19 protein-coding genes are annotated in these 25,790 nt (G+C 45.6%); 13 read left to right on the plus strand and 6 right to left on the minus strand.

Annotated elements, in window-relative coordinates; all coding sequences use genetic code 11:
* Positions 1-301 precede the first annotated feature (301 nt).
* The 9 genes from VC82_RS13015 to VC82_RS13055 all read left to right on the plus strand — a co-directional run bounded on the left by VC82_RS13015 (position 302) and on the right by VC82_RS13055 (position 11,980).
* Positions 302-2,251 carry a sensor histidine kinase gene (locus VC82_RS13015; protein WP_084598229.1) on the plus strand — a complete coding sequence of 650 codons (1,950 nt, stop codon included), beginning with the start codon at positions 302-304 and terminating at the stop codon, positions 2,249-2,251.
* A 174-nt stretch (positions 2,252-2,425) separates the two neighbouring features.
* Entirely contained in the window at positions 2,426-3,478 is a 1,053-nt protein-coding gene (locus tag VC82_RS13020) for an o-succinylbenzoate synthase (RefSeq protein ID WP_045802753.1), read from the plus strand.
* A complete protein-coding gene (locus VC82_RS13025; RefSeq protein WP_045802754.1) occupies positions 3,469-4,407 on the plus strand; it encodes a CPBP family intramembrane glutamic endopeptidase in 939 nt (312 codons plus the stop codon). Before VC82_RS13020 ends, VC82_RS13025 begins: the two co-directional genes overlap by 10 nt.
* Complete coding sequence (locus VC82_RS13030; protein ID WP_045802755.1) at positions 4,385-5,461, plus strand: AMP-binding protein; 1,077 nt, start codon at positions 4,385-4,387, stop codon at positions 5,459-5,461. The genes VC82_RS13025 and VC82_RS13030 overlap by 23 nt, the downstream gene beginning before the upstream one ends.
* Positions 5,462-5,501: 40 nt before the next feature.
* A complete protein-coding gene (locus VC82_RS13035) occupies positions 5,502-6,848 on the plus strand; it encodes a M24 family metallopeptidase (protein WP_045802756.1) in 1,347 nt (448 codons plus the stop codon).
* Positions 6,849-6,924: 76 nt separating this feature from the next.
* Positions 6,925-8,787 (plus strand): carboxypeptidase-like regulatory domain-containing protein, encoded by a 1,863-nt coding sequence (locus VC82_RS13040; RefSeq protein WP_045802757.1) that lies wholly within the window; start codon positions 6,925-6,927, stop codon positions 8,785-8,787.
* Between the two features lie 283 nt (positions 8,788-9,070).
* Positions 9,071-10,828 carry a carboxypeptidase-like regulatory domain-containing protein gene (locus tag VC82_RS13045; protein WP_045802758.1) on the plus strand — a complete coding sequence of 586 codons (1,758 nt, stop codon included), beginning with the start codon at positions 9,071-9,073 and terminating at the stop codon, positions 10,826-10,828.
* A gap of 1 nt (position 10,829) precedes the next feature.
* Positions 10,830-11,333 carry a carboxypeptidase-like regulatory domain-containing protein gene (locus VC82_RS13050; protein ID WP_045802759.1) on the plus strand — a complete coding sequence of 168 codons (504 nt, stop codon included), beginning with the start codon at positions 10,830-10,832 and terminating at the stop codon, positions 11,331-11,333.
* The gene (locus VC82_RS13055; RefSeq protein ID WP_157518103.1) at positions 11,297-11,980 is read left to right on the plus strand and encodes a hypothetical protein; all 684 of its coding nucleotides are present in this window, start codon (positions 11,297-11,299) and stop codon (positions 11,978-11,980) included. The genes VC82_RS13050 and VC82_RS13055 overlap by 37 nt, the downstream gene beginning before the upstream one ends.
* Before the next feature lies 1 nt (position 11,981).
* Here VC82_RS13055 and VC82_RS13060 read toward each other — a convergent pair whose 3' ends face one another.
* Positions 11,982-13,610 carry an acyl-CoA carboxylase subunit beta gene (locus VC82_RS13060; protein ID WP_045802761.1) on the minus strand — a complete coding sequence of 543 codons (1,629 nt, stop codon included), beginning with the start codon at positions 13,608-13,610 and terminating at the stop codon, positions 11,982-11,984.
* Positions 13,611-13,686: 76 nt separating this feature from the next.
* On the opposite strand from VC82_RS13060, the gene VC82_RS13065 reads away from it, so the two are divergent.
* The 3 genes from VC82_RS13065 (at position 13,687) to ettA (ending at position 16,676) form a co-directional block, all read left to right on the plus strand.
* Positions 13,687-14,658, plus strand: coding sequence for a Gfo/Idh/MocA family protein (locus tag VC82_RS13065; RefSeq protein ID WP_045802762.1), 972 nt, complete (start codon positions 13,687-13,689; stop codon positions 14,656-14,658).
* Positions 14,659-14,743: 85 nt separating this feature from the next.
* Positions 14,744-14,920, plus strand: coding sequence for a CAL67264 family membrane protein (locus tag VC82_RS13070; RefSeq protein ID WP_245616025.1), 177 nt, complete (start codon positions 14,744-14,746; stop codon positions 14,918-14,920).
* Positions 14,921-14,984: 64 nt separating this feature from the next.
* Positions 14,985-16,676, plus strand: coding sequence for an energy-dependent translational throttle protein EttA (gene ettA, locus VC82_RS13075; protein ID WP_045802764.1), 1,692 nt, complete (start codon positions 14,985-14,987; stop codon positions 16,674-16,676).
* A gap of 153 nt (positions 16,677-16,829) precedes the next feature.
* On the opposite strand, the gene VC82_RS13080 is transcribed toward ettA, so the two are convergent.
* The 3 genes from VC82_RS13080 to VC82_RS13090 all read right to left on the minus strand — a co-directional run bounded on the left by VC82_RS13080 (position 16,830) and on the right by VC82_RS13090 (position 20,391).
* Complete coding sequence (locus VC82_RS13080; RefSeq protein ID WP_052699032.1) at positions 16,830-18,218, minus strand: M16 family metallopeptidase; 1,389 nt, start codon at positions 18,216-18,218, stop codon at positions 16,830-16,832.
* A gap of 1 nt (position 18,219) precedes the next feature.
* Positions 18,220-19,608, minus strand: a complete 1,389-nt coding sequence (locus VC82_RS13085) for a M16 family metallopeptidase (RefSeq protein ID WP_084598230.1) — start codon at positions 19,606-19,608, stop codon at positions 18,220-18,222.
* Positions 19,609-19,686: 78 nt separating this feature from the next.
* A complete protein-coding gene (locus VC82_RS13090; protein ID WP_245616026.1) occupies positions 19,687-20,391 on the minus strand; it encodes an MBL fold metallo-hydrolase in 705 nt (234 codons plus the stop codon).
* A 229-nt stretch (positions 20,392-20,620) separates the two neighbouring features.
* Here VC82_RS13090 and VC82_RS13095 point away from each other — a divergent pair, with 229 nt between their 5' ends.
* Positions 20,621-21,508 (plus strand): hypothetical protein, encoded by an 888-nt coding sequence (locus VC82_RS13095; RefSeq protein ID WP_045802766.1) that lies wholly within the window; start codon positions 20,621-20,623, stop codon positions 21,506-21,508.
* 83 nt (positions 21,509-21,591) lie between these two features.
* Here the strand turns inward: VC82_RS13095 and fumC are convergent, their stop codons facing one another.
* Complete coding sequence (gene fumC / locus VC82_RS13100; RefSeq protein WP_045802767.1) at positions 21,592-22,989, minus strand: class II fumarate hydratase; 1,398 nt, start codon at positions 22,987-22,989, stop codon at positions 21,592-21,594.
* Positions 22,990-23,336: 347 nt separating this feature from the next.
* A complete protein-coding gene (locus tag VC82_RS13110) occupies positions 23,337-25,784 on the minus strand; it encodes a TonB-dependent receptor (RefSeq protein WP_045802769.1) in 2,448 nt (815 codons plus the stop codon).
* Between the last annotated feature and the right edge of the window lie 6 nt (positions 25,785-25,790).

Genomic DNA, 25,790 nt, shown 5'->3' on the forward strand with positions numbered 1-25,790 from the left:
TTGAAATCTACACAGGTAATGACATTATTTTTGAACGATGTCCAACATCCGAGTCTTACCAATATTGACATAGGAGAAGGCCGTACAATTTTTGTATGGCCTACTTTTTAGGGGTGCTAAAAAAAGAATTTATAGAGGTAAACAGGGCTACGCCCCAAGGTTTTGGCAATTGACAACAAAAATTTAGCCCGGATGTCGGAACATTGTAATTTTGAATACCGTTAAGCAACGAGACCGAACAAAAGGGTTATCGACCAAGTTACGGGGTACAGCGGTCCATAACAAATAGGTATAGCCAGCAATGCGAATAACAACGATTTTTATCTTCTTGGTTCTGGTATGCAATGGCCTGATCGCCCAAAACGGCGAGGTGGTTGCCGATAGGCTGCAAGAATTTCAGCGGATACAATCTCCTGAGGAAAAACTTGAATATTTTTTTGCCAGTCCGTTCAGATATACCGAAAGTTCGGCCTATGATTGGCTCGATACAATAAACGTGTACTTAAACAGCGCAGAGAAAATCAACGATACCACCGCTGTACTCTCATACAAATTGATGCAGAGCCAGTTGTACAACGACTTGGGCGATTACGACAAAAGCGTTGCCATAGCCAAAGACCTGCACGACAATTTTCAAGATTTAGGGCCCCGCACCAAAGAAATGCTCTTGAACATTCTTGATGACAGCTATGGCAAGTTGAAGCTGTACGACCAACAGCTTGAAATACGAAAACAAAAGCGAGAAGAGGGCTTTACAGAGAACATCACTTTTTATGATGTATATGCCAATATTGGTCTATATCGAGAGGCCATGAAACGTTTCATCAAAGAGGTTAAACCGACCATTGCTGATAACGAGGCTTTCAAATTGGCCAAGTTTTATAACCAAGTAGGTGATTTTCTGAGGAAAGACAACTCTGCCCGAACCGCCATCAAAGAGTATAAAAAAGCAGAAGGCTTTTTGCAGGTATACATCAACAATACTGCTGTACAAAAAACAGAACAGGAATTGCTTGAAAGTTCGTTGCTGAAGGCCAAATTGGAAGGCAACATCGGCAAGTGCCATGTTATGTTGAAAGAATATGATGAGGGCATACCACTTTTGGAACGCAGCATTGAAGAACTAACAGATTTTGGCGATACCAATCAAAAACAACAACTGGTCGAAAACAGCCTATACCTTGCCGAGGCCTATCTGAACCGTAAAGAGTATGAAAAGGCTAAAAAGTTTCTTGAGGTAGAGGCGCATGACCTGTCGATTGATTATAGATTAAAGAAAAATAGGCTTCTTGCCTCGTATTATGACCGTACCCAAAACTATGAGGATGCCATTGTTTATTACAAGAGGAACCAACGTTTAAGAGATTCACTTGAGTTAAACGAGTCTTCCATATTGAAAAAGCAATTAGTGGCCTTGGTCGCCAACGAAGAAATAGAGAACTCCCAGCAATTGATTGAAGAGCAGAAGTCTGCAAATGAAAGGATCAGGAGCGAGATTCAGGCCAAAGACGAACGCATCAACCTGGTCTTCATCTCTTTGGTGTTCACCCTTTTGGGCTTTGCGGGTCTTGTATATGCCTATTTGAAGAGTATCAAAAACCAGCGGTTGATCGCACAGCAGAAGCATATTATCGAGAACTCGCTGATCGAAAAAGATTCGTTGCTAAAAGAAATACACCATAGGGTCAAGAATAACTTACAAATGGTTTCCAGCCTTTTGAGCCTACAAACAAAAAATACCCGTAGCAAGGCTGCCATTGAAGCACTTGAAGAAGGAAAAAGCAGGGTAAAGGCCATGGCGCTCATACACCAAAAGCTGTATCAAAACGATGATCTTTCGGTCATTGAAATGCAAGGGTACATAGAAAGTCTTATAAACAGCGTACAATCGGTCTACAAAAAAGGGGGCCACAACATCAGCATTACCATCGATGCAGAGGGTACCGAACTGGATATTGACCGCGCCATTCCGTTCGGACTCATATTGAACGAACTGGTCTCCAATTCCTTTAAATATGCCTTTCCTGAGAGCGATGAAAATGGAAAGATCTATATCCATCTCAGAAAAAATGGTGACCAAGGCTATTTCGAATATACCGATAATGGGGTTGGGTTGCCCGATGATACCGATGAGCGGGCAAATTCTTCAATGGGCATTCGGTTGATAAACCGACTGGTAAACCAACTACAGTCAAAACTCAATATTGACAAGACCAACGAAGGGGTCCGTTTTTGGTTCAACTTCAGTTGATTTGACCTTTACAGCAAAACATCCCCAGATATTGTAATAATTTTGACGACCGCACCAGGTTTTCTACGTCCCTTTCCGAAATAATAGGGTAGTTAAAGCAAGTCAAATATTTTCTGTAGCTGGCAAATCCACTATGCTAAAGGGCCGCAAAATATGGTTACATTTGATGCCGATATGAAGGCCAACTTTCGAAAGTACACACTGAAATTCAAAAGACCGAGCGGCACCTCGCGAGGAATACTGCACGAGAAGGATACGTATTTTTTGATGGTTTCCAATGATGGGAAAACGGGCATTGGCGAATGTGGTCTTTTGCGCGGACTTAGTGCTGACGATGTGCCTGATTATGAAGAGAAACTGCAATGGGCCTGTGAAAACATCCATTTGGGTGAAAAGGCCCTATTACAGGAGCTAAGGGCCTATCCCTCGATACGGTTCGGAATTGAACAGGCATTCCTTTCAGTAAAATCAGAAAACCCTTTTGTGCTTTTTCCATCAAGGTTTACAGAGGAAGAGTCCCCCATTGAAATCAACGGACTGGTCTGGATGGGAAACGAGGACTTTATGCTAGAACAGATAAAACAAAAGATCGAGAGTGGCTTCAACTGCATAAAGATGAAAATTGGGGCCATTGATTTTGCCACGGAACTTACAATATTGGCATCCATCCGAAAAAAATTTTCAAAAGATGCCATTGAGCTTCGAGTCGATGCCAACGGAGCGTTTTCACCTAAAGAAGCACTTGGCAAACTGCATGAGCTCTCACAATTCGACATACACTCCATAGAGCAGCCCATAAAGCCGGGCCAGTGGTCGGCCATGCGCGTACTTTGTGAACAAACACCCATTGCCATTGCCCTGGATGAAGAACTGATTGGGGTAAACGCTCTAACCGAAAAAGCGGATTTGCTACAAACCATACAACCGCAATACGTTATTTTAAAGCCAAGTTTGGTGGGCGGTTTTGCAAGTAGTCTCGAATGGATCCGATTGGCCGAAAAACTTGGTATTGGGTGGTGGGTAACCAGCGCCCTTGAAAGTAACATTGGGCTGAACGCTATTGCACAATGGACGTTTACACTGGGCAGCAAGTTGCCACAGGGTCTAGGCACCGGAGGGTTGTACACCAATAATTTTGAGTCTCCATTGCAAGTTGAAAACGGTAAATTATTCTATAGAAAAGATCTATCTTGGCAAACAGCACTAATAGAAGAATTATGTACATAGAACAAGGGTATAAGGGTACTATCGGTCTGTGGAAATATTTCGTGTTGCCCATTGGTTTTTTGGGCTTCATGGCAATCAATTATTGGTTGACCATCACCTCGCCTGTGAGTACCGAAGAGATTATGCGCGACATGATTTCGAAAATTGGCTCGAATGCTGTTTTGGTCATTCTGTTGCTTCCGTTGGTAGTTGGTTTTTTTGTGGTGCTCGGCTGGACCTATCTGGTACACCAGCAATCCATTAAATCACTGACCACTGCCCGAAAAAATGTAGATTGGAAACGCATCTTCTTCGCTTTTTTTCTTTGGGGCGGCATAACTGTACTGTTGACCTTAATTGACATCTATTTCTCTCCAGACGATTATGTGTTGAACTTCAACCTATCAAAGTTTTTGGTGTTGGCGGTAATCGCCATTCTTTTGATTCCCCTTCAGACCAGTTTTGAGGAATACCTCTTTAGGGGACACATGATGCAGGGTCTTGGCTTGGTGGCCAAGAACAGATGGTTGCCCTTGGTGGTGACCTCGGTGTTGTTCGGGTTGATGCATATCGCCAATCCTGAGGTCGAGAAGTTGGGATATGGCATTATGGTATACTACATCGGAACCGGCTTTTTTCTTGGTATTATGACCTTGATGGATGACGGACTTGAGTTGGCCCTTGGCTTTCATGCAGCCAACAATCTGTTCACCGCTTTATTGGTTACAGCCGATTGGACCGCCTTTCAAACACATTCCATCTATAAAGATGTCTCTGAGCCCGGATTGGGCTGGGATGTGCTGATACCTGTTTTTGTGGTGTTTCCTATATTGTTATGGGTATTTGCAAAGAAATATGGGTGGAAAAACTGGAAGGAAAAACTCTTTGGAAGGGTATTATCAAAAGAAGAATTTGTAGCGATTGAAAATGAAAAGGCAAACATGGCATGAGGTCCATCCAGCTTTTAAGTTGAATGGCATCCCTTACACAAAAGAAGATTTAAAAGAGGTGGGCTATAGTCTTGTCAAAGAGGGAGTTGAACACGAACAATCCATCGGTGATTTTTTGCTTGACTGGCTCTCTGAAAGCCCAATCATTGAGGTGAACACTTCAGGTTCTACAGGCGAGCCAAAAACCATACGACTCAAAAAAGAACACATGGTAAACTCTGCTTTGGCCACGGGCACTTATTTTGGTTTAGAGCCGGGCCAAACAGCTTTACATTGTTTGCCATCCAGATTTATTGCAGGAAAAATGATGCTCGTCAGGGCCATGGTGCTGGGCTTGGAAATGGACTATTTGGAGCCTTCTTCACGTCCTTTACTGCATACAGACAAAAAGTATGATTTCTGTGCGATGGTGCCCTTGCAGGCTACGCATTCGTATGAAAAATTGCACCTGATCAACACACTTATTGTCGGGGGGGCGCCCATAACCAATAAGTTGAAGGCGCTGCTACAAGACCACCCTACAAAGGTCTATGAAACGTACGGTATGACCGAGACGGTTACGCACATTGCCGTTAAAAAGGTCAATGGCCCCGACAAGTCCGATTATTTCAAGACTTTGCCAGATGTAAAAATATCCAAAGACGAACGCGGTTGCCTGGTTATTGATGCCCCTAAAGTGGCCGATGCACCTGTGGTGACCAACGATGTTGTGGCCCTGGTTTCCGATACCGAATTTGAATGGTTGGGGCGTTTTGACAATATCATCAATTCAGGAGGTGTTAAGTTGGTTCCCGAGCAGATTGAGGCCAAGCTCGCCAACATTTTTGAGAATCGCTTTTTTGTGGCCGGCATACCAGATGAAGAATTGGGCCAACGTCTTATTTTGGTGATGGAAGGAGATGGCGATGCTGACCAAATACGGGGGGCCATTGAAGCTTCTAAAGATTTGGAAAAGTTTGAAAAGCCAAAAGAGGTCTATTTTATCAAGGCTTTCTTGGAGACCGATACCCAAAAAATCCTTAGAAAAGAAAATTTGGAACGATTGTCTCTGTGAATTGAGTACATTTTGAATATTTAACAGTCATTGTAAAATTATGCGAACACTGCTTGCCCTTATCTTTTTCACTTGTTTTTTATGGGGTCGTTCCCAGCAGATTCTTCCAGAATCAGAGAGAGCCAAGGTTATCGATCAAATTCTTGATGAACGCTTTAATAAACTACTACCTGAATTGATGGACCAAACGAACATCGATATGTGGATATTGATTTCAAGGGAATACAACGAAGACCCGGTCTTGAGAACCATGTTGCCCGCCACATGGCTGAATGCCCGTAGAAGAACCATACTGCTTTTTTATCGCGATAGGGAAAAGAACACCATTGACAAACTTGCCGTGGCGCGCTACAATGTGGGCAAGAACATCGAGTCGGCTTGGGACAAAGAAAAGGAGCCCGATCAATGGAAAAGGCTGATGCAATTAATTGAAGAACGGAATCCGAAGATAATAGGCCTCAATTATTCAAAAGACCACAACATTGCCGATGGGCTCGATAAGACCGACTACGATGAATTTATGGCCAACCTTCCAAAGAAGTACCGTTCAAAGGTGGTATCAGCCGAGCAATTGGCGGTTCGGTGGATCGAGACCCGTACCGAGCGCGAGATGGTCATCTTCAACCAATTGGTAGACATTACCCACGATATCATTGCCCAAGCATTTTCAGAAAAGGTCATAACACCAGGGGTGACCACCACCACCGAAGTAGAATGGTGGATGCGCCAAAAGGTGACCGACCTGGGGCTCGAAACCTGGTTCCACCCCACAGTTGATGTGCAGCGTACCAGTGAAGAATTGGTCGGCCACCTGTATTCTTTTTCAGGACGACCAGAAGATATGGTTATCTTGCCCGGCGACCTATTGCACTGTGATTTCGGCATTACCTACCTGCGCCTGAACACCGATTGTCAAGAGTTGGCCTATGTACTGCGACCTGGAGAAACCGAAGCCCCTGCCTTTTTGGTGGAAGCATTGAAAAAGGGCAATCAGGTGCAGGACTTTTTGACCAAGAATATGATTAGGGGCAGAACAGGCAATGAAATTTTGGCAAAATCGTTGGCAGGGGCGAAAGCCGCAGGCCTGCGGCCGGCCATTTATACACATCCATTGGGATCTTATGGCCACTCTGCCGGTACAACCATCGGTATGTGGGATGCCCAGGGAGGTGTCATGAAAGACGATGGCGAAAACTATCCGCTGAACCCAAATACGGTCTATGCCATTGAACTCAACACCACGGTTAACATACCCGAATGGAAAAGGGATATCCGCATCATGCTTGAAGAAGCGGGCTTTTTCGGCGAAAACGGTTTTCGCTATGTAAACGGGCGCCAGACCGAGTTGATGTTGATCCCGAGGGTTAAAATGCATATTGACAAGTAGTTGGATCTATCAGTTTCTTACAAAGATTGACAACCGAATTAATTTATTTCGTAACTTTTGGGTAAAATCATGAGTTATGAAAAAATTGCTATATCTATTTTTATTTATTGGATTGTTTGGGCTCGCACAAGAGAACGAACGAAAAATTTCAGGAAAGGTTACCGATGGCCGCTCTCCGGTTTCCAATGTTTCGGTAAGCATTGAGGACAAGGGCACGAAAGCCTTTACCGATCAAGATGGCCGCTATGAGATAATGGCCAGCACGGGTGATGTAATACAATATTCCTATACCGGTCTAAAAACCATTCGTATAAAGGTAGAGGATGTTACCAGAATTCTAAACCCGGTCATGGTACCAGATGTTACCGAGCTTGAAGAGGTGGTTGTCAAGGGCAGTAACCGAAAATCGCAACGGGAGTTGGAACTGGAATACCCTGTTAACCTGAACATCATCAGAACAGCTTACGGTTATCTCAATGCCGAAACAGCACCGGGCAATATCCGGTTCATGGATGAAAAAGATATAACTCCGGTGAGTCTCTGTATTTTGGATTTATTACGAAACCGCTTTGCCGGGGTAAGGGTACAGGGCAGCTGTCTTGGGGCTTTTGGGCCAGGGGCGGGAACCGGTACCCAATTAACCAATATCGAGGCTCAAAACACCAACGACCCTGGCGTGGTCGGTAGGGCCAACGCTGCAGGGGGTGTACAGTCGTCACTTAATAATGGAAGGGTATTCATTAGAGGAACCAATTCATTGTTCAATCCGCGCTCGGCCATTTTTGATGTCGATGGCCAAATTTTCAATGAGCCGCCCATTTGGTTGGATGTCAAGAATATCAAACGACTGGCGATTTTGAACAACTTTGCTACGACCACTATGTATGGTAATGCCGGTGCAGGTGGTGTCATCGTCATCAACACGATTTCAGCGTCTCCAAAGAGCGATAAAATCCACGACATGGCACGCCTTCGAAACAACTATGTAAAGGGCCCTGCACTGTCGCAGACAGAAGTACTTGAAAATAGTGCAACATATCTTAAAAAGCTATATGCCAGTGGTGATTTGGAATCGGCCAAAAAAGTGTACGATGAATATTCAAAAATGTACGCCAGTTCTCCTTATTTCCATATTGACGCACAGCATTATTTTCAAGAGCGATGGGGAGCAACGGAGTACGCTGATGGCATCATAGAGTCAAAATTCTATCTTTTTGATAAAAACCCGGTGCTCTTCAAGGCACTGGCCTATAATTATGAGGCACAAGGGCAATTCAAAAAAGCACATGAATTCTATAAGAAGGTGATGACCCTGAGACCCGACTATGGCCAATCGTACATGGACTTGGCAAATAGTTTCAGAAACTTGCGAATGCCCAAGGAAGCGGCCACCATTTACAACCGATACAGCTATTTGGTCGAAGAAGATATGATGCGCGCCGATTCAACGGGATTTTTGACAATCATCAATCGTGAATATAACAACCTCTTGATGCTCAACAAGAATGCAATAGTCGATGCCGATAAAGCCAAAGATCTTTTTGTGGAGCAAGAAGATTTTGAGGGCACACGCCTTGTGTTTGAGTGGAATGATGGAGAAGCTGAATTTGATCTTCAATTTGTAAATCCTGAAAACCAGCATTTCACCTTAAAACATACTTTGGCCGACAATGCCGATATTATCGAGAGAGAGAAAAACCAAGGATACAGTTGCACCGAGTACCTGATAGACGGTTCGCTACCTGGTACCTGGAAAGTGAACATCAACTACCATGGAAATAAGAGCCTGACACCGACCTACCTGAAGGCAACCATTTACCATGATTATGGCACCTTTGCCCAACGCAAAGAGGTGAAGGTCTTCAAGTTGAGCCTGAAAGGGGTCAACCAAGAGCTTTTCCAGCTTGTCAAATCGAGCAAGATCACCTCAAGGTTATAACCTGTATCCAACAATAATCAAAAAGCCCCGTGTGTTTGGTATACGGGGCTTTTTTGTATTTTAAAGAACGAGAATCCAGTTCTTTATGAAAAAAATACTTTTTGTAATCTGCATTTTGACCAGGCAGGGCAGAAAAAATCGGCAAAAACGGTTTTTATCTATTGATAATGTAGTATTTCACCTATTAAAACGGTATATTTAAAGGGGTGGCCCTCAAGATATTGGCAAGATATTTGAGGTCTAAACCACAGAATCACAGTTGATAACTTAAAAAAACACTGCTATGAAAAGACAGCTTACCGCAACCCTTCTATGTATTTTTTTGACGGTCCTCTGCCATTCGCAAGAACAGCGTACGATAAAGGGCAAGGTCTCCGATGGCAAGAACCCCATCGAGAACGTGAACGTCTCGGTAGTCGGCAAAGAGGTGGGCACCACCACCGCGGCCGACGGCAGCTACGAGATTTCCGTTAAAACGGGCGACATGCTACAGTTCAGCCACGCGGGTATGAAGACCATACGCATACTCGTTGAGGATGTAACCCGAATATTGAACCCGATCATGGTACCCGACGTCACGGAGCTCGACGAAGTGGTCGTCAGGGGAAGCAACAGAAAATCTCAAGACGAGCTAGCCAAGGAATACAACATAAGAAAATCGTTGATTAGAACCACGTACGGTATCATCGATGCGGAAACGGCCCCCGGCCAAGTACGGATATTGGATGAGGATGAGATTAACGATGTCGCCTTATGCGTGCTGGACCTTTTGCGCAATCAGTTTCCCGGCGTAACGATTGTTGGGGATTGCTTTAATGGTGGTGCGGTAATAATTAGGGGCTTTGGTTCTTTGAATAATCCTCGGACCGCTGTTTTTGATGTAGACGGAATGATTCTGAATGATGCGCCTATATGGATTGTTCCATCCGCCATAAAACGAATTGCAGTTTTTAACAATTTGGCAATGACTACGCGATATGGTTTTTTGGGTGGCGGTGGTGTTATTGTAATCAACACAAAAGGCGGGTCACAATATAATTTTACGGAGAACGGCAAACCTTACGACCATGCGAAACTGCGCAACAATTTTGCCGATGGCAGGGAGCTGACCGAAGAGCAGTTGGCCGCCAACTACCCAATCTACCTGAGGCAGTTGGAGGCCGCCCCCAGTTTTGAGTCGGCAAAAGCGGTCTATGAAGAGTACGCCCCACGCTACAAGGGCTCCCCCTATTTCTTTCTGGACGCCTATCGCCATTTCTACGAGAAGTGGGATGAGGCCGCCTATGCCGACGGCATCATCGAGGAGAACTTCGGGCTCTTTGGGAACAACGCGGTGCTTTTGAAGGCACTGGCCTACCACTACGAGGCACAGGGCCGTTTTACCAGGGCCAACGAGATTTTCAAGGAGGTGTTCATCCTGAGGCCGAACTACGCCCAGAGCTATATGGACATGGCCAACGGCTACCGCAACGTGGGCAAGGCCAAGGAGGCCGCCGCCATTTACGCGCGATACGACTATCTGCTGGAAGAGGGCTTTATGCAGCCCGACACGGTGGGCTTCGGCCCTATCATTGAGCGGGAGTTCAACAACCTGTTGATGCTCAACAGGGACAAGATCGTCGATGTGAAAAAATCCAAGAAGCTGTACGTGGCCGAGGAGGACTTTGAGGGCACGCGGCTGGTCTTCGAGTGGAACGACAGCGAAGCGGAGTTCGAGCTGCAGTTCGTCAACCCGATGGGGCAATACTACAAATGGAAACACAGCCTGGCCGACAACGAGGAGGCCATCATGGCCGAGAAGCTGCACGGGTACGCCTGCACCGAGTACCTGATAGACGGTTCGCTGCCGGGCACCTGGAAGGTGAACGTGAACTACTTGGGCAACAAGAGCCTGACACCTACCTACCTAAAGGCGACGGTGTACCACGATTACGGCACCCCATCGCAGCGCAAAGAGGTGAAGGTCTTCAAGCTCAGCCTGAAGAACGTGAACAGGCAACTGTTCAGCCTACAAAAGAGCAGTTCGGTGGTTGCCCGTTAAAATGAATCCTATCAAATACCTACTAGCACTTTTTTTGGCCTGTTTTTGTGCAACAGGTTTGTCTGCACAAAAAGATTACAAGGGTCGGGTAATCGATGCCAAGACCAAAGAGCCCATTCCGTATGTAAATATTGGTATAGTCGATGCGGGTGTTGGTACTGTCAGTGATGAGGAAGGGTTGTTTCATTTGTCATTGGATAAAAATCTTTTTAAACCAGATACTCCGGTACTTTTTTCAGCCTTGGGCTATAAGTCCTTTAAAATTCCCTTGCGTTCGGTACCTCGGCTTTTTAATGAATACCCCGATATTGCCATGCAGCCCACAACATTGGAGTTGAATGAAGTGGTCGTTTCCGATAAGGCCACACATTTTATAGAAGATGTTGTTGGCTATCTAAACAATGGGGAAGAAGCCTATGGCTATTGGAAAGACAATATTGCACTAGGTGGTGAGCTTGCTACCAAATCGTGGTCAAGAAGGGTATTCGAAGGCTCGACCGCTTGAGTTTTGAAGTCTGGTACAACCCGTCAGACAGCCTGCTCTTACGGGTAAATGTTTACGATACCGATGGCCCGGCAGGAAAACCGGGTACCAATTTGAACAAGTCTGGCCATAATATGCTATGCACGGTTCGAAAAGATGATAGGTTCGTCAGTCTTGACCTAAAGCCATTCGATATTTATGTAAAAGATGATTTTATAGTTTCGCTCGAGCTATTGAAAATATATGGCGAAAGTGAGCTCGGCTTGGCCTTGGCAGGGGCGGGCCAAGAACATTATGGATCGTTCAGAAAATATGTCAGTCAAGATAAGTGGGAAAAATTAGATGACCGAAATATGGCCTATAAGCTTGAGACCTCTCTACTCGTCTCTGAAAAGGTTGCGCAGCGCTTTGAAAAAAGAAAGTCCAAAAAAGAACGCAAACAGCAAACCGTTTCCGGTTTTGTGATTTTTAGGGGAAAAATGATATCAGAGGTGCAAGTGGTAAACAATCGTACCAAAGAATTGGTGCTGACCGATGAAAAAGGGCGGTACCGCATCCCTATCAGAAACAACGACATACTCACTTTTTCAAAGGATGGACTCAAGACCAAACATCTTCAGATAAAAGACAAATTTACCGTAAACGTTATTATGGAACCTAACGAATAGGTTACACCTGAAGCACTCCCATATTGAACTTTTTCTCGATAGGGGCGTGGTTGGCGGCCTCAATGCCCATTGAAATCCATTTTCGGGTATCCAGTGGGTCAATAATGGCATCCGTCCACAAACGGGCCGCTGCATAATAGGGTGATATTTGGTTATCGTACCGCTCTTTTATTTTATTGTAAAGGGCCGTTTCTCCTTCTTTGGTGATTTTCTTGCCCTTTTTCTCCAAGGCCGCTTTTTCAATCTGCAACAATACCTTGGCTGCAGAGTTGCCGCTCATAACGGCCAGTTCGGCACTCGGCCAGGCCACAATCAGTCTGGGGTCGTATGCTTTGCCGCACATGGCATAGTTGCCGGCCCCATAACTGTTTCCGATGACAATGGTAAATTTGGGCACTACTGAATTGCTCACGGCATTGACCATTTTGGCTCCATCTTTAATGATACCGCCATGTTCGCTTTTGCTTCCGACCATAAATCCAGTCACATCCTGTAAAAACACCAGTGGAATTTTCTTTTGGTTGCAATTGGCAATAAACCGCGTGGCCTTATCGGCTGAATCTGAATAGATGACCCCTCCAAATTGCATTTCGCCCTTGGGCGTCTTTACCACTTTTCGTTGGTTGGCTACAATGCCGACTGCCCAGCCATCGATTCGCGCATAGCCCGTTAAAATGCTCTTACCGTACCCTTCTTTGTACTGCTTGAACTCTGAATTGTCGACCAGACGTTTGATGATTTCGAGCATATCATACTGGTCTGAGCGTGAAGCGGGCAAAAGACCATAAATATCTTCAGCATCTTCTTTTGGTGGCTGTGCCATATCTCTATTGAACCCAGCCTTATCGGCACTGCCCATTTTGCCGACAATATTTTTGATGGTGTCAAGGGCATCTTTATCGTCTTTGGCCTTGTAATCGGTTACCCCGCTGATTTCACTATGGGTAGTGGCACCGCCCAATGTTTCGTTATCTATGCTCTCGCCAATGGCCGCTTTTACCAGATAGCTTCCCGCCAAAAATATACTGCCTGTTTTATCGACGATAAGGGCTTCATCGCTCATAATGGGTAAATAGGCCCCACCGGCCACACAACTGCCCATTACTGCCGCAATTTGGGTGATGCCCATACTGCTCATCACTGCATTGTTCCTGAAAATACGCCCAAAATGCTCTTTGTCAGGAAAGATTTCATCCTGCATCGGCAAATAGACCCCGGCACTATCGACCAAATAAATAATGGGCAATCGGTTTTCAATGGCGATTTCTTGTGCCCTTAGGTTCTTTTTCCCGGTGATAGGAAACCATGCCCCAGCTTTGACCGTGGCATCGTTGGCGACCACGACACAAAGTCTTTTTTGTACATATCCTATTTTGACCACCACGCCGCCAGATGGGCAGCCCCCATGTTCTTCGTACATGCCTTCGCCGGCAAAGGCACCAATTTCTAGGCAGTCGCTATCATCATCCAAAAGATAATCAATACGCTCACGAGCGGTCATTTTGCCCTTGGCATGGTGCTTTTCAATGCGGGCTTTACCTCCGCCCATTTTAACGGTGGCAAGTTTTTTTCGTAGTTCAGATAGTTTAAGTTTGTTGTGGTCTTCGTTTTTATTGAAATTGAGATCCATTGAGGTTATTAATTTGCACTGGCTTAAAGATACGGAGTTCCTTCGATTGAAAAAGGGTGCAGTAAATTAGAAATGTATGGCACAAAAGATTCGTTGGGGAATTGTGGGTTTGGGTAAGATCGCCACGAGTTTTGTGAACGACCTGAAATTGGTAGAGCATGCCGAACTAACGGCAGTGGCATCGCGTAGCCAACAGAAAGCCGAGGCCTTTGCAAAAGAACATGGTGCGCGATTTGCTTTTGGTGACTACACATCACTTTTTGAACATGATCGGGTGGATGTGGTCTATATCGCCACGCCCCATACCTTTCATGCCGAATTGGCCATTCAGGCCATGCAGCACAAAAAGCATGTTCTGTGCGAAAAACCAATGGGAATCTCCTTAGAAGAAGTTGAACGCATGGTAGAAACGGCTACCGCCCAAAAGGTATTTTTGATGGAAGCCCTTTGGTCACGCTTCAACCCGACCATTAGAAAGGTAAAGCAACTGGTCGAATCGGGTGAAATAGGCAGGGTTCGTTACCTACATGCCGATTTTGCCTTTTATGGCCTTGACAAAGACCCAAAAGGCCGATTGTTGAATCCGTCACTTGCTGGTGGATCCTTGTTGGATATAGGGATCTACCCGATTTTTTTGGCATACCTTTTATTTGGAAAGCCCCAGGAAATTATCGCTAGGGCTAAGTTCCATTCCACAGGGGTAGAGGTGCAGACCGCTATGCTTTTTGAGTACGAAGACAAGCAGGCCATACTGTATAGTGGTCTGGGCAATACCTCGCAGATGCGTGCTGAAATATCAGGCGAGGACGGTACCATTTTTATAGAGCCAAGATGGCACGAGGCCCAAGCCTATAGTTTGAGTAAAAATGGGGAAGAAACATGTTTTGATCTTCCTGCCACCGGCAAAGGCTATACCCATGAAATAGAGGAAGTGATCAATTGCATAGCAAGCGGAAAACTGCAGAGCGACCTTTGGTCGCATCAAAACAGTATGGAGCTTATGCAATTGATTGAAGCCGTAAAAAGGCAAGCCGACATTGCATTTTGATGATCTTCACAAAGTGATTGTAAAAGTATCGCAGGCCACCAATTTTTTACGATATTAGCGGTTACCAAAAAGTGAACGTATGACGATGAATAAAAATACAGTATTGGCTTGGGCCACCTTTATCATGATTTTTGTGGGAGTGGGAATGATTGCCCTCGGAGCTTTCAAGTATGACGAAGTGGCCGGTTATGGCTTTGGTGCGGTCGGTGTTGGTTTTTTTGCCATTGCATGGGTGTTCAATGCCCTGAAAGGGCGTGTTTAATAGGCTCTTGTTGTTAGGCAATCTCTACGATAAACACTAAACTCTAAACAGATAAACTTTCCCTATGTCTGACGACAAAAAAGTAATTTTTTCCATGGCTGGGGTCACCAAGACCTATAAATCGGCCAATACACCTGTTTTAAAAGATATTTACCTCAGCTTTTTCTACGGTGCTAAAATTGGCATTTTAGGACTAAACGGTTCTGGTAAGTCAACCTTGCTGAGAATTATTGCCGGGGTCGACAAAAACTATCAAGGCGATGTGGTTTTTTCGCCGGGATATTCCGTGGGATATTTGGAGCAAGAACCCCAACTGGATGATGAAAAGACCGTTCTAGAGGTTGTCAAGGAAGGTGTTGCCGAAACCGTTGCGGTTTTGGACGAATACAATAAGATCAACGATATGTTTGCGCTGCCCGAGGTCTATGAGGATGCTGATAAAATGCAGAAACTCATGGACAAGCAGGCAGCGCTTCAAGACAAAATCGATGCATCGAATGCGTGGGAACTCGACACCAAGCTAGAAATTGCCATGGATGCGTTGCGAACCCCCGAACCTGACAAAAAAATTGCAGTGCTTTCGGGTGGCGAACGTCGTAGGGTGGCCCTTTGCCGTTTGCTCTTGCAAGAACCTGATGTGCTCTTGCTCGATGAGCCCACGAACCATTTGGATGCCGAATCGGTACACTGGCTCGAGCATCATTTGGCCCAATACAAGGGTACCGTGATTGCCGTAACGCACGACCGGTACTTCTTGGACAATGTGGCGGGATGGATTCTCGAACTTGATAGGGGAGAGGGCATTCCATGGAAAGGAAATTACTCGAGTTGGCTTGACCAAAAGGCCAAACGCTTGGCACAAGAGAGCAAACAAGCCTCAAAACGCCAAAAAACACTTGAACGCGAATTGGAATGGGTACGCCAAGGGGCCAAGGGCCGCCAAGCCAAACAAAAGGCACGTCTAAAAAACTATGACAAGCTGCTCAGCCAAGATCAAAAACAGATAGAAGAAAAATTGGAGATTTATATCCCGAACGGTCCACGCTTGGGCACCAAAGTTATCGAGGCAAAAGGTGTCAGCAAGGCCTATGGCGAAAAACTGTTGTACGAAGACCTGAACTTCAACCTGCCACAGGCGGGCATTGTCGGTATTATTGGTCCGAACGGGGCAGGTAAGACCACCATTTTTAAAATGATCATGGGTGAAGAGACCCCTGACAAGGGTGAGTTTATTGTGGGAGACACCGCCAAGATTGCGTATGTTGACCAAAGCCATTCGAATATCGACCCCGAGAAAACAATTTGGGAAAATTTCAGTGACGGACAAGAATTGATCATGATGGGGGGCAAACAGGTAAACTCACGCGCCTACCTGAGCCGTTTCAACTTTTCGGGCAGTGAGCAGAACAAGAAGGTCAGTGCCCTATCGGGCGGTGAGCGAAACCGCTTGCATTTAGCCATGACCCTGAAAGAAGAAGGCAATGTATTGTTACTTGACGAGCCCACCAACGATTTGGACGTAAATACTCTACGGGCGCTGGAAGAGGGTCTTGAGAATTTTGCAGGCTGCGCCGTTATCATCTCGCACGACCGCTGGTTTTTGGATAGAATCTGTACCCATATTCTGGCCTTCGAAGGCGACTCACAGGTGTATTTCTTTGAAGGATCCTTTTCAGATTATGAAGAGAACAAAAAGAAACGATTGGGGGCGGACATCATGCCGAAACGCATCAAATACAAGAAGTTGGTTCGTTGACAAGGGTAGCAAAAAATGCCACATCTAGCCTGCCCATGTAGGTATACAGGCGCAGTCGAGATGTTTTTGGGCAAACACCCTCAAGTGTTCTCGACTACGCCTGAATTTTTTGATATGGTTGTTGCAAATTGAATGCGGGCAACACCGTTCTTTTTACTGTTTCAAAGGAGCTTTGATCGTTTCCTGAATCTGATCTTCGATTTTTTGCTTATCACCGACCACAATCAAGGTCATATTTTCAGGGCGTATATATTTTTGGGTCATCTCCTGCACCTTTTCAGGGGTAACGGCAAACATGTTCTGCACCTTGTTCTTCAAAAATGCCTCGTCGAGATCATGGATCTCCAAAAACACCAACTGCCCGATGATGCCATTGGGAGTGGAATTCTGTAGTACATAAATGCCCGACTCGTAGTTTAAGATGCCTTCCAATTCTTCCTTAGAAGGTGGCTCGTTCTGCAATTTTTCGATTTCCTTCTTGATTTCCATCAAAGAGGCCCCCGTGTGTTCTGTGGTCACATCGGCGGCTTCGTACCAAACCCCGGTTTTGTATTTGGCATCCAACACGCTGTAGGGCGAATAGGTATACCCTTTGTCTTCTCGAATGTTGCTGGTGATTCGCGAAGCGAAAGAACCGCCCAAAATAGAGTTGGTCACATCAAGTGCCAGATAATCTTCATGTGAGGGGTCAGGTGCGGGCAGTCCATAATAGATGGTTGATTGTGGAGCCCCTGGCCTGTCGATGATCATAACCTCATTGGAGGTCACGGGTTTGGCCACAGGGTAATCGATTTCTTTTCCTTCGCGCCAGTCGGCCAAGTGGGTCTCGACAGCTTGGCGAACGGCCTCCTTGTCAAAATTACCCGCTACATATACCGTGGTTCTTTTGGCCCCAAGGTTTTCGTCATAAAACCTTTTGATATTGGCGACGGTGTATGAATCGACCTGCTCATCGGTAGGATATACACGACCATAGGGGTGGTCAGGATAAAGTGTAGCGTAAAAATCACGATAGGCCTGGTTTTGTGGCGTTGACAAATCCACCGACAAGCGTCTTTTGATATCGTTCTTCAAACGATTCAATTCGCTTTCGGGCCATTTGGGGTTCTTGAGTACATCGGCCATCAAAGCAATCGCTTCGGGGGCAAATTCATATAGCACTGAGCTGCTCAGCGAGGTTGTGTGCAAACCGACTCCAATGTTGAGATTGCCGCCCATGCCGGCCATTTCATCGGCTATTTGTTTTGAAGTTTTTGAAGTGCTGCCCTCTTCCATTAAATCGACCATTAGATCGGCCAGCCATACTTCATTTTCCTTTTCGTTGATGTTTCCTGTTTTGATATTGAACTGAATGGTAGCCTTTGGAATGGAGCCATAGGGTACCATTACCAATGTCAAACCGTTATCGAACGCGACCACCTCTTTTTCTGGTAGGGTAAAGTTTTTGGGTTCCCCTCCCTTGGGAGGCATCTCTTTTTCTTGGGCCTGTACCAAGCCTATTGAGAAAAGGCAAGCGATTATATATGTGATATAGTTTTTCATCTTATTTTGTTTTTTCGTTTTCAGCCAATAATGGATTTACGGTGAGGATGCTGCGATTGGTCTTTCGCAGGTACTCATCGATGGTTCTTGAGACGATTTCAGGCGTTATTTTTTTGAATTCTTCTTCGATGGAATTGATACGTTCTGGGTCATCGTCGAACAGCGCAAAGCTGCACAAAAGGTCGGCCCGGCCCAGACCAAAGAATCCGCCAATATCGTCGTAGAGCTGCGACCGTATTTTAATAATGGCCTTGTCGATCATTTCTTGGTCCAAGTTTTGCTTCAAATCGACCATCGCCTCGTCGACCGCGGCCAAAATTTCTTCTTTGGAGGTTTCTTGGTCATAGGTGAAATCATACATCCATAACATGGGGCCTTTGTAGTTGAACATATTGCCCAGATAATTGATGCCACCGTTGACATCAGAGGTAAAGCCCTTTTCCTTTTCTAGTTTTTGTACCAACAGTCCGTTGTCGCCCTGCACCAAGATCTGGTCCAATAGCCCCATGGCGTAGTATTCAGGGGTGTTGCGTTCTGGCATATGGTAGGCAATGGCTATGGCGGGTTTGTTGGCCAAGGGGTCGTTTTTGACCGAGTCTTTTTCCATTTCTTGCCGGGGTTCGGAAATATCAGGCTGTGGGGGCAATTCAGCAGCGGGGATATCACCAAAGTACTTTTCTATCCACGCCTTGGCCTCTTCTATCTCAAAATCGCCCACTACCGCCAATGCAGCATTATTGGGGGCATAGTATGTTTTAAAGAATTGTTCCACATCTTCAAGGTTGGCTGCATCCAAATCCTCTAAATCGCCATAAAAGTTATGGGCGTTGTACCAGTTGTTATTGGCAAACTGTGGCATATCCAACCAAGGGAAGCCCCCATAAGGTTGGTTGAGCACGTTTACCTTAACCTCGTTCTTTACCACCCCCTGTTGGTTGGTCAGGTTTTCTTGGGTAATATCGAGTCCCCGCATACGGTCTGCCTCGGCCCAGAGCATGGTTTCCAGTTTGTGCGAGGGCACGATCTCAAAATAGTTGGTAAAGTCAAAACGGGTAGAACCGTTGAGCACCCCTCCATTCTGCTGTACAAGTTTGATGAATTCCATCTTGCCCAAATTTTTTGAACCTTGAAACATCATATGCTCGAACAAATGGGCAAAGCCGGTACGGTCTTTTGGCTCGATACGAAACCCGATGTTGTAATAGACCGCCACAATGGCCGTGGGCGAGGTCTTGTCTTGTGAGAGAATGACTTTGAGCCCGTTGTCAAGTTTGTAGTACTCCACAGGCACCTTGAATTCCGATGCCGCTTGTTTTTCCTCGGCCTTTTCTTTACAGCCCACTGCCAATACGACCATGGCCAAAAAGAATGCCTTAAATGAATGTTTCATGTTTGAAGGTATTGAGTTATTTGTTAGAAAAAGATAAAGATCTTTTATATGACTGTTTTTTTGCCCAGATGTTACAGGTCAATAATCATCATTCGGGTACCAATCTAATTGTACCACTTCAATGTTTGGATTACCGCTGTTTACCAACCGTTTAAATTTGGCCACATTGCTTACTTCGGGTCGACCCCGGTAATGGTACGGATATACCTGTTTGGGTTCGAATACCAGCACGGCATCGGCAGCGCTTTCCACTGTCATGGTATAGGGCAGGTTCATGCAGACCAAGGCCTTGTCAATGTTGGTCAGGGCCCGCATTTCAGGAATATCCTCCGTATCTCCGGAAATATAGATGCGCTGGCCGCCCATATTGAGCACATAGCCATTGCCGCGACCCTTTTCATGGAACTTTTTTGCTTCATCCCTCAGGTTGTACATGGGCACGGCCTCAATGGTGATGCCGAAACGCTCTTTGGTATCACCATTGTTTAGCACATCTATCTGCGGCGTAAAGGCTGGAGGCATTTTATCGGCGACCGCTTTGGGCACAATTATTTTGGCCTTTTGGGTGTCAAGTTCTTCCAAAGTCTCCAAATTATAATGGTCTCCATGTATATCGGTAATCAAGATAAGGTCAGGGGCTTCAAAACCCTCAAACGCTTCGGCACCACCCGTAGGGTCAACATATATGGTAAGATTGTTCCATTCCAAGACCGCGGTAGCATGTTGAATGGGATGAATTTTGACCTCATCCGACGGGTTTCCCCATGAAGTCTTTTGGCCCATTAGCCCAGAAAAAGACAAAAAAAGAATCGCAAATACTACTGGAAAGATTTTTTTTAAGGTCATCACAGCAATTTAGAATCCTTTAAAAATAAGGCTTCACAGACATTTATTCCACTTTTTTAACAATTATTCCAGATTAAATAATCCAAACCAAAATCTGATACGTAAATAAAGCGGATACAATAAGCAACACTATTGTAAAACAAAAGAATTAATTAAATCAAAAATCATGACTGAAACAAAAAACAACAATGGTTTAAAGGTAATCGCAGGTTTACTGGGAGTGATTCTTCTCGGAACCATTATCTATACGGTAAGCCTTTACCAAGATAAGAAAAAGACGACCCAGCAACTGACCCAAGAGAAAGAGTTGGTCGTTGAAGATTTGAACAGCCTGAAGTCAGAATATGACAAGGCCATTCTAGAGAGCAATGCCACCAATGAAGAATTGGTTGCCGCACGTGACAACATTGCAAAGTACATCGATTCTGTTAAAAACATGAAGGCCGATATCGCTGCACTTTCTCGTTACAGAAGACAAGTAAGCGTTTTGAAGGCAGAAAGGGAAAGATTGTTGCGTCAGGTCGATTCGTTGACCCAATCGAACACCTTGTTGGCCATGGAGCGTGACAGCACCTATGCTGAGCTTGAAAAGCAGACTGTATTCAACGATTCATTGGTTGTACAGAACACCCAATTGGCCGATGCTGTTGAAAGGGGATCTGCGTTGAACCTATCTTCTTTCAAAGTTGATGCGGTTAAGGAAAGAAGCAGCGGTAAATTGGTTTCTACTTCAAGGGCTCGTGCCACTGACAAGTTTAAAGTTTGCTTTACCGTTGCCGATAACGTGATCGCTGAAGCTGGCGACCGGGAATTTTACATTGAGGTATTGGATCCACAAGGCAATGTGTTGGGCGAAAGCTTTACCAAGTCAAATGAAGAAGGTGCTTCAATCACCTACAGCAAGGCTACCAATTTCTACTATGAGAACAACGATTTGGATGTATGCGATTACATCAACAAGCCTTCAGGAGATTTCCCAAAGGGGAACTACATGGTGAACGTTTATGATGACAAGCTGAAATTGTTGGGTACTTCTAAGTTTATTTTGAAGTAGTAAGCACAAATAAACACTATCCATATACTTGATCAAAAAAGGGCGGCCATTTGGCCGCCCTTTTTACGTTCGCTGGATTTCCCTTATTTAAAGGAGCCCACCATATCTTCGGGTTTGACCCATTCATCATATTCTTCCTCGGTCACATACCCAAGCCTTACGGCCTCCTCACGCAAGGTGGTGCCATTTCTGTGGGCGGCGTTCGCTATTTCGGCGGCCTTGTAGTAGCCAATCTTGGTGTTCAATGCCGTTACCAACATCAACGAATTGTTCAGTAGCTCTTTGATTCTGTCGTGGTTCGGTTCTATGCCTGCCGCGCAGTTCTTCTCGAAACTTGCACAGGCATCACCCAACAACTGGGCCGATTGTAGTATGTTGGCCGCCATAACGGGTTTAAAAACATTCAGCTCGTAGTGGCCTTGTGTGCCGCCTACGGTGATGGCCACATCGTTGCCCATTACCTGCGCGCACACCATGGTAAGGGCCTCACATTGGGTCGGATTCACCTTGCCCGGCATAATGGAGCTGCCCGGTTCGTTGGCAGGGATGATGATTTCCCCGATGCCTGAACGTGGTCCGGAGGCCATCATGCGAATATCGTTGGCAATCTTGTTCAGTGAAACGGCCAGTTGTTTCAGTGCGCCATGGCTCTCTACAATGGCATCGTGTGCTGCCAAGGCCTCAAACTTGTTCGGGGCGGTCTTAAAGGGAAGACCGGTAAATTCTGCAATGTATTTCGCCACCAGTACATCATAGCCTTCGGGAGTGTTCAGCCCCGTACCTACCGCCGTACCGCCCAAGGCCAGTTCACTTAAATGATCTAGGGTGTTTTCAAGGGCCTTCAAGCCATGGTCAAGCTGTGACACATAGCCAGAAAACTCTTGGCCAAGTGTAAGGGGCGTGGCATCCATCAAGTGGGTTCGCCCGATTTTGACCACGTTTTTGAATTCTTTGGATTTTTTATCAAGGGTATCCCGCAGCTTTTTCACACCGGGTATGGTGACCTCGGTGATTTTTTTGTAGGCCGCAATGTGCATGCCCGTTGGAAAGGTGTCGTTTGAAGATTGTGACTTGTTCACATCATCGTTGGGCTGAATGGTCTTTTCGCCCTCACCAATTTTTTTGCCGGCCATTTCATGGGCCCTGTTGGCGATGACCTCGTTCACGTTCATGTTGCTCTGGGTGCCCGAGCCGGTTTGCCAAATCACCAAGGGAAACTGGTCATCGTGCTTTCCTTCGAGAATTTCATCGCAAACCTGTGATATCAGATCCCTTTTTTCTTTTGATAAAACCCCCAGTTCATGGTTGGCATGGGCCGCCGCTTTTTTTAAGTAGGCAAATCCATACACAATCTCTAACGGCATTGAGCCTGCCGCACCTATTTTGAAGTTGTTTCTTGAGCGCTCTGTCTGTGCGCCCCAGTACTTGTCGGCGGGTACTTTTACCTCGCCCATGGTATCTTTTTCTATTCTGAACTCCATAGTGCTGAAATTTCTTTTGGCAAAGGTAACCTTTCAAGATTTTTCTTTTTGCTGATATTTGTTTGGTTTTAGATTTTTTTAAAAGGATTTGCAAAGTTTGCCTTTTTCAGGGTATCTTTGCCCTATAAATCGAATCACATGGTAGAGTTTGACCAATACTTAGGCTGGCTAGCGTTTTTGACCATCTTCACAATAGGTTTCTGGTTGATGATATTTCTGATTGGTTTTGTGGTGCCCTATTGGTTGGGAGGAAACCTTATGGAAATGTGGAAAGAAAAACGCGAAGCCAGAAAGGCTCAGCGTCTAGAAGAATAAAAAAAAGAAGCCATTTGGGCTTCTTTTTTGTTTTATGGGGTACCGAACTCTTCGTCGCCCCCGTCAAAATCACGTTCTCTTTCACCACCTCTTCTTTTCTTTTGGTTGAACCGGTAGGTAAAGGCCAAATTAAAACTTCTCACACGCCATTGGAACTCGCTATCGCTCTCAAAAAAGGGCGTAACCGTCTCACTTACCCTTTTACGGCTATTGAACACATCGCTGATATTAAATGCGAGTGATGCCTTTTCGTTGAAAAAGTCTTTGCTGAAGGCCAGATTCAACGAGAAGATGCCCTGGTTGCGTGTCTGTGCATTTTCAACAGGGCCGCGGTAGAACATTCGGGTCTGCCAGTCGATTTTGGCGGGCAGGGTTATTTTATTGTTCAGGCGAACAAACCAGCTCAAATTTTCCGCATCAAAGTTCTGCCCATTGAAATCACCCCTGGTGATCAGGTTGAAAATGTTGAAGTTGGCATTAAGGTTCCATTTTCGACTGGGGCGATAGTTAGTGGTCACCTCAAAACCATAGCGGTCATTTCGGGCCAGGTTTACCGGGGTTCTTCTCAAGATACTGACCTGTTCGCCATCAAAAAAGGTATCTTCTCCGGTATCTTCTGTTATAAAGCTGATGACATCGGTTGCCCTTTGAAAATAGACCGAACTGTTCAACGTCACTTTTTCAAAACGTTTCAAATAGCCCAAATCGACCTGATTTGAAAACGAAGGAGTTAGGGTCGGGTTGCCCTGAAACAGATTGGTCGGGCTTGACCGCGATGGGAACGGATTCAAAAAACGCGATCTTGGCCGACGAATTCTTCGATTGTAGCCAAATTGAAAGCTTTCTTTTTCACTGATCTCGTAGTTGAGGTTTAGGGTAGGAAACAGTCCGTCAAAATTATTCCGGTTAAAATCATTGGTCTCGATTTGGTTGATGATCAACCGGGTGGCCTCGTACCGCAGTCCTGCCAAAAAGGAGAATTTATCGAATTTGGTTCCGAATTGGGTGTACACGGCATTGATGGTCTCCTTATAATCCAATACATTACTAGGGTTGGTAATGCCCAGCTCGTCAACGGTCGGATTGATGAAAACGACATCATAATCGGTTTCGAGTGTATTGAAATCACCGCGGTAGCCCAGTTCAAACTGGCCCGACTTGCCCACGGGCACCACATAATCGGTCTGTAAAAAGAGCCGTTGTTGGTCTTCGGCGGTTCGAACACTTTCACTGTCAAAACCGTTTTGCACGATCAAAGACTCTTCAACTTCGTCGGTAGTCTCGTATTGAAAGGCAAAGGTGAGCTTGTGTTCTGAGTCTCCATTGAACTGCTTATCGAAATTGAATGAATATTGGAAGGTTTTGTCTTCTTCGGTTTCTGGATCGAACCGGAAGCCAGAGCTCCTGTTGCCAGCGGCATCTTCTTGAAAAAAGGTATTGGTCGTTTCACTGCTGTTGTCAGAATCCCTGATGAATATTGATTGTGTGATGGATGCGGTTTGGTTCACATACCATTCTACCCCAAAATTGGCGTTCAGGCCCTTTCGTACCCTGTCAAACTCGCGTTCTTCACGAAGTGAATTGGTAAAATTGCCCGAGGCATCAAAAAAATCGGTATCGTTCAAAGAGTTCCCCGGACGCTCACGATAGTTGTACCCGGTATTGGTGAAAATGTTGACATCACCTGCCCTAAAATTTAGATTGCCGTTGATGCCGGCAGAATTGGGGTAGCCGATGTTTGAGGTCAGGGCGCCGTTAAGGCCCTGTAATTTACTTCTTCGCAAAATAATGTTGATGATTCCGCCAGATCCCTCGGCATCGTAGCGCGCAGAGGGTGAAGTGATCACCTCTACTTTCTCAATTGATTCTGCCGGAAGTTGTCGCAAAGCATCTGTGCTGTTCAGACCGGTAATGGCCGAGGGCTTTCCATTGATGAGTATGCGAACGTCGTCGTTGCCACGAAGCTGCACGTTTCCTTCCACATCGACCGATACCGAGGGCACATTGTCGAGTACGTCGCTTACGGTACCACCGCGAACGGTCAGATCTTTGCCCACATTGTATATTTTCTTGTCCAATCGAAGTTCGACCGTGGTACGCTCGGCTATCACCTCAACCTCTTCGAGTTGCGAGACATCAATCGCCAAGGCTATCTGGCCCAGATCGGTGTCAGCACGTAACAATTGTCGTTCTTTTTTAAAAGTTTCATAGGTGAGGTACTCGACTGAGATGTTATACATGCCGGGTCGTGTCTCTACCTCAAATTTTCCGTTTAAATCGGTGATGCCACCGGTCACAGATTCTGGGTTGCGAACCGGCTCAAGTATAATGGTGGCATACTCAAGGGGCTGCCCTGTATCTTTATCTACGACCTCACCCGTTACGGTAATGGGTTGGGATTGGCCTCCCTGACCCGAGGGCCGCTGTGAAAATGATAGGGCTGAAATAAGAAAAAAGAGCAATACAATTCTTCTGTACATGCGAAT

Origin of the sequence: Flagellimonas lutaonensis, assembly GCF_000963865.1 — a bacterium.
Classification (GTDB): Bacteria; Bacteroidota; Bacteroidia; order Flavobacteriales; family Flavobacteriaceae; genus Flagellimonas_A; species Flagellimonas_A lutaonensis.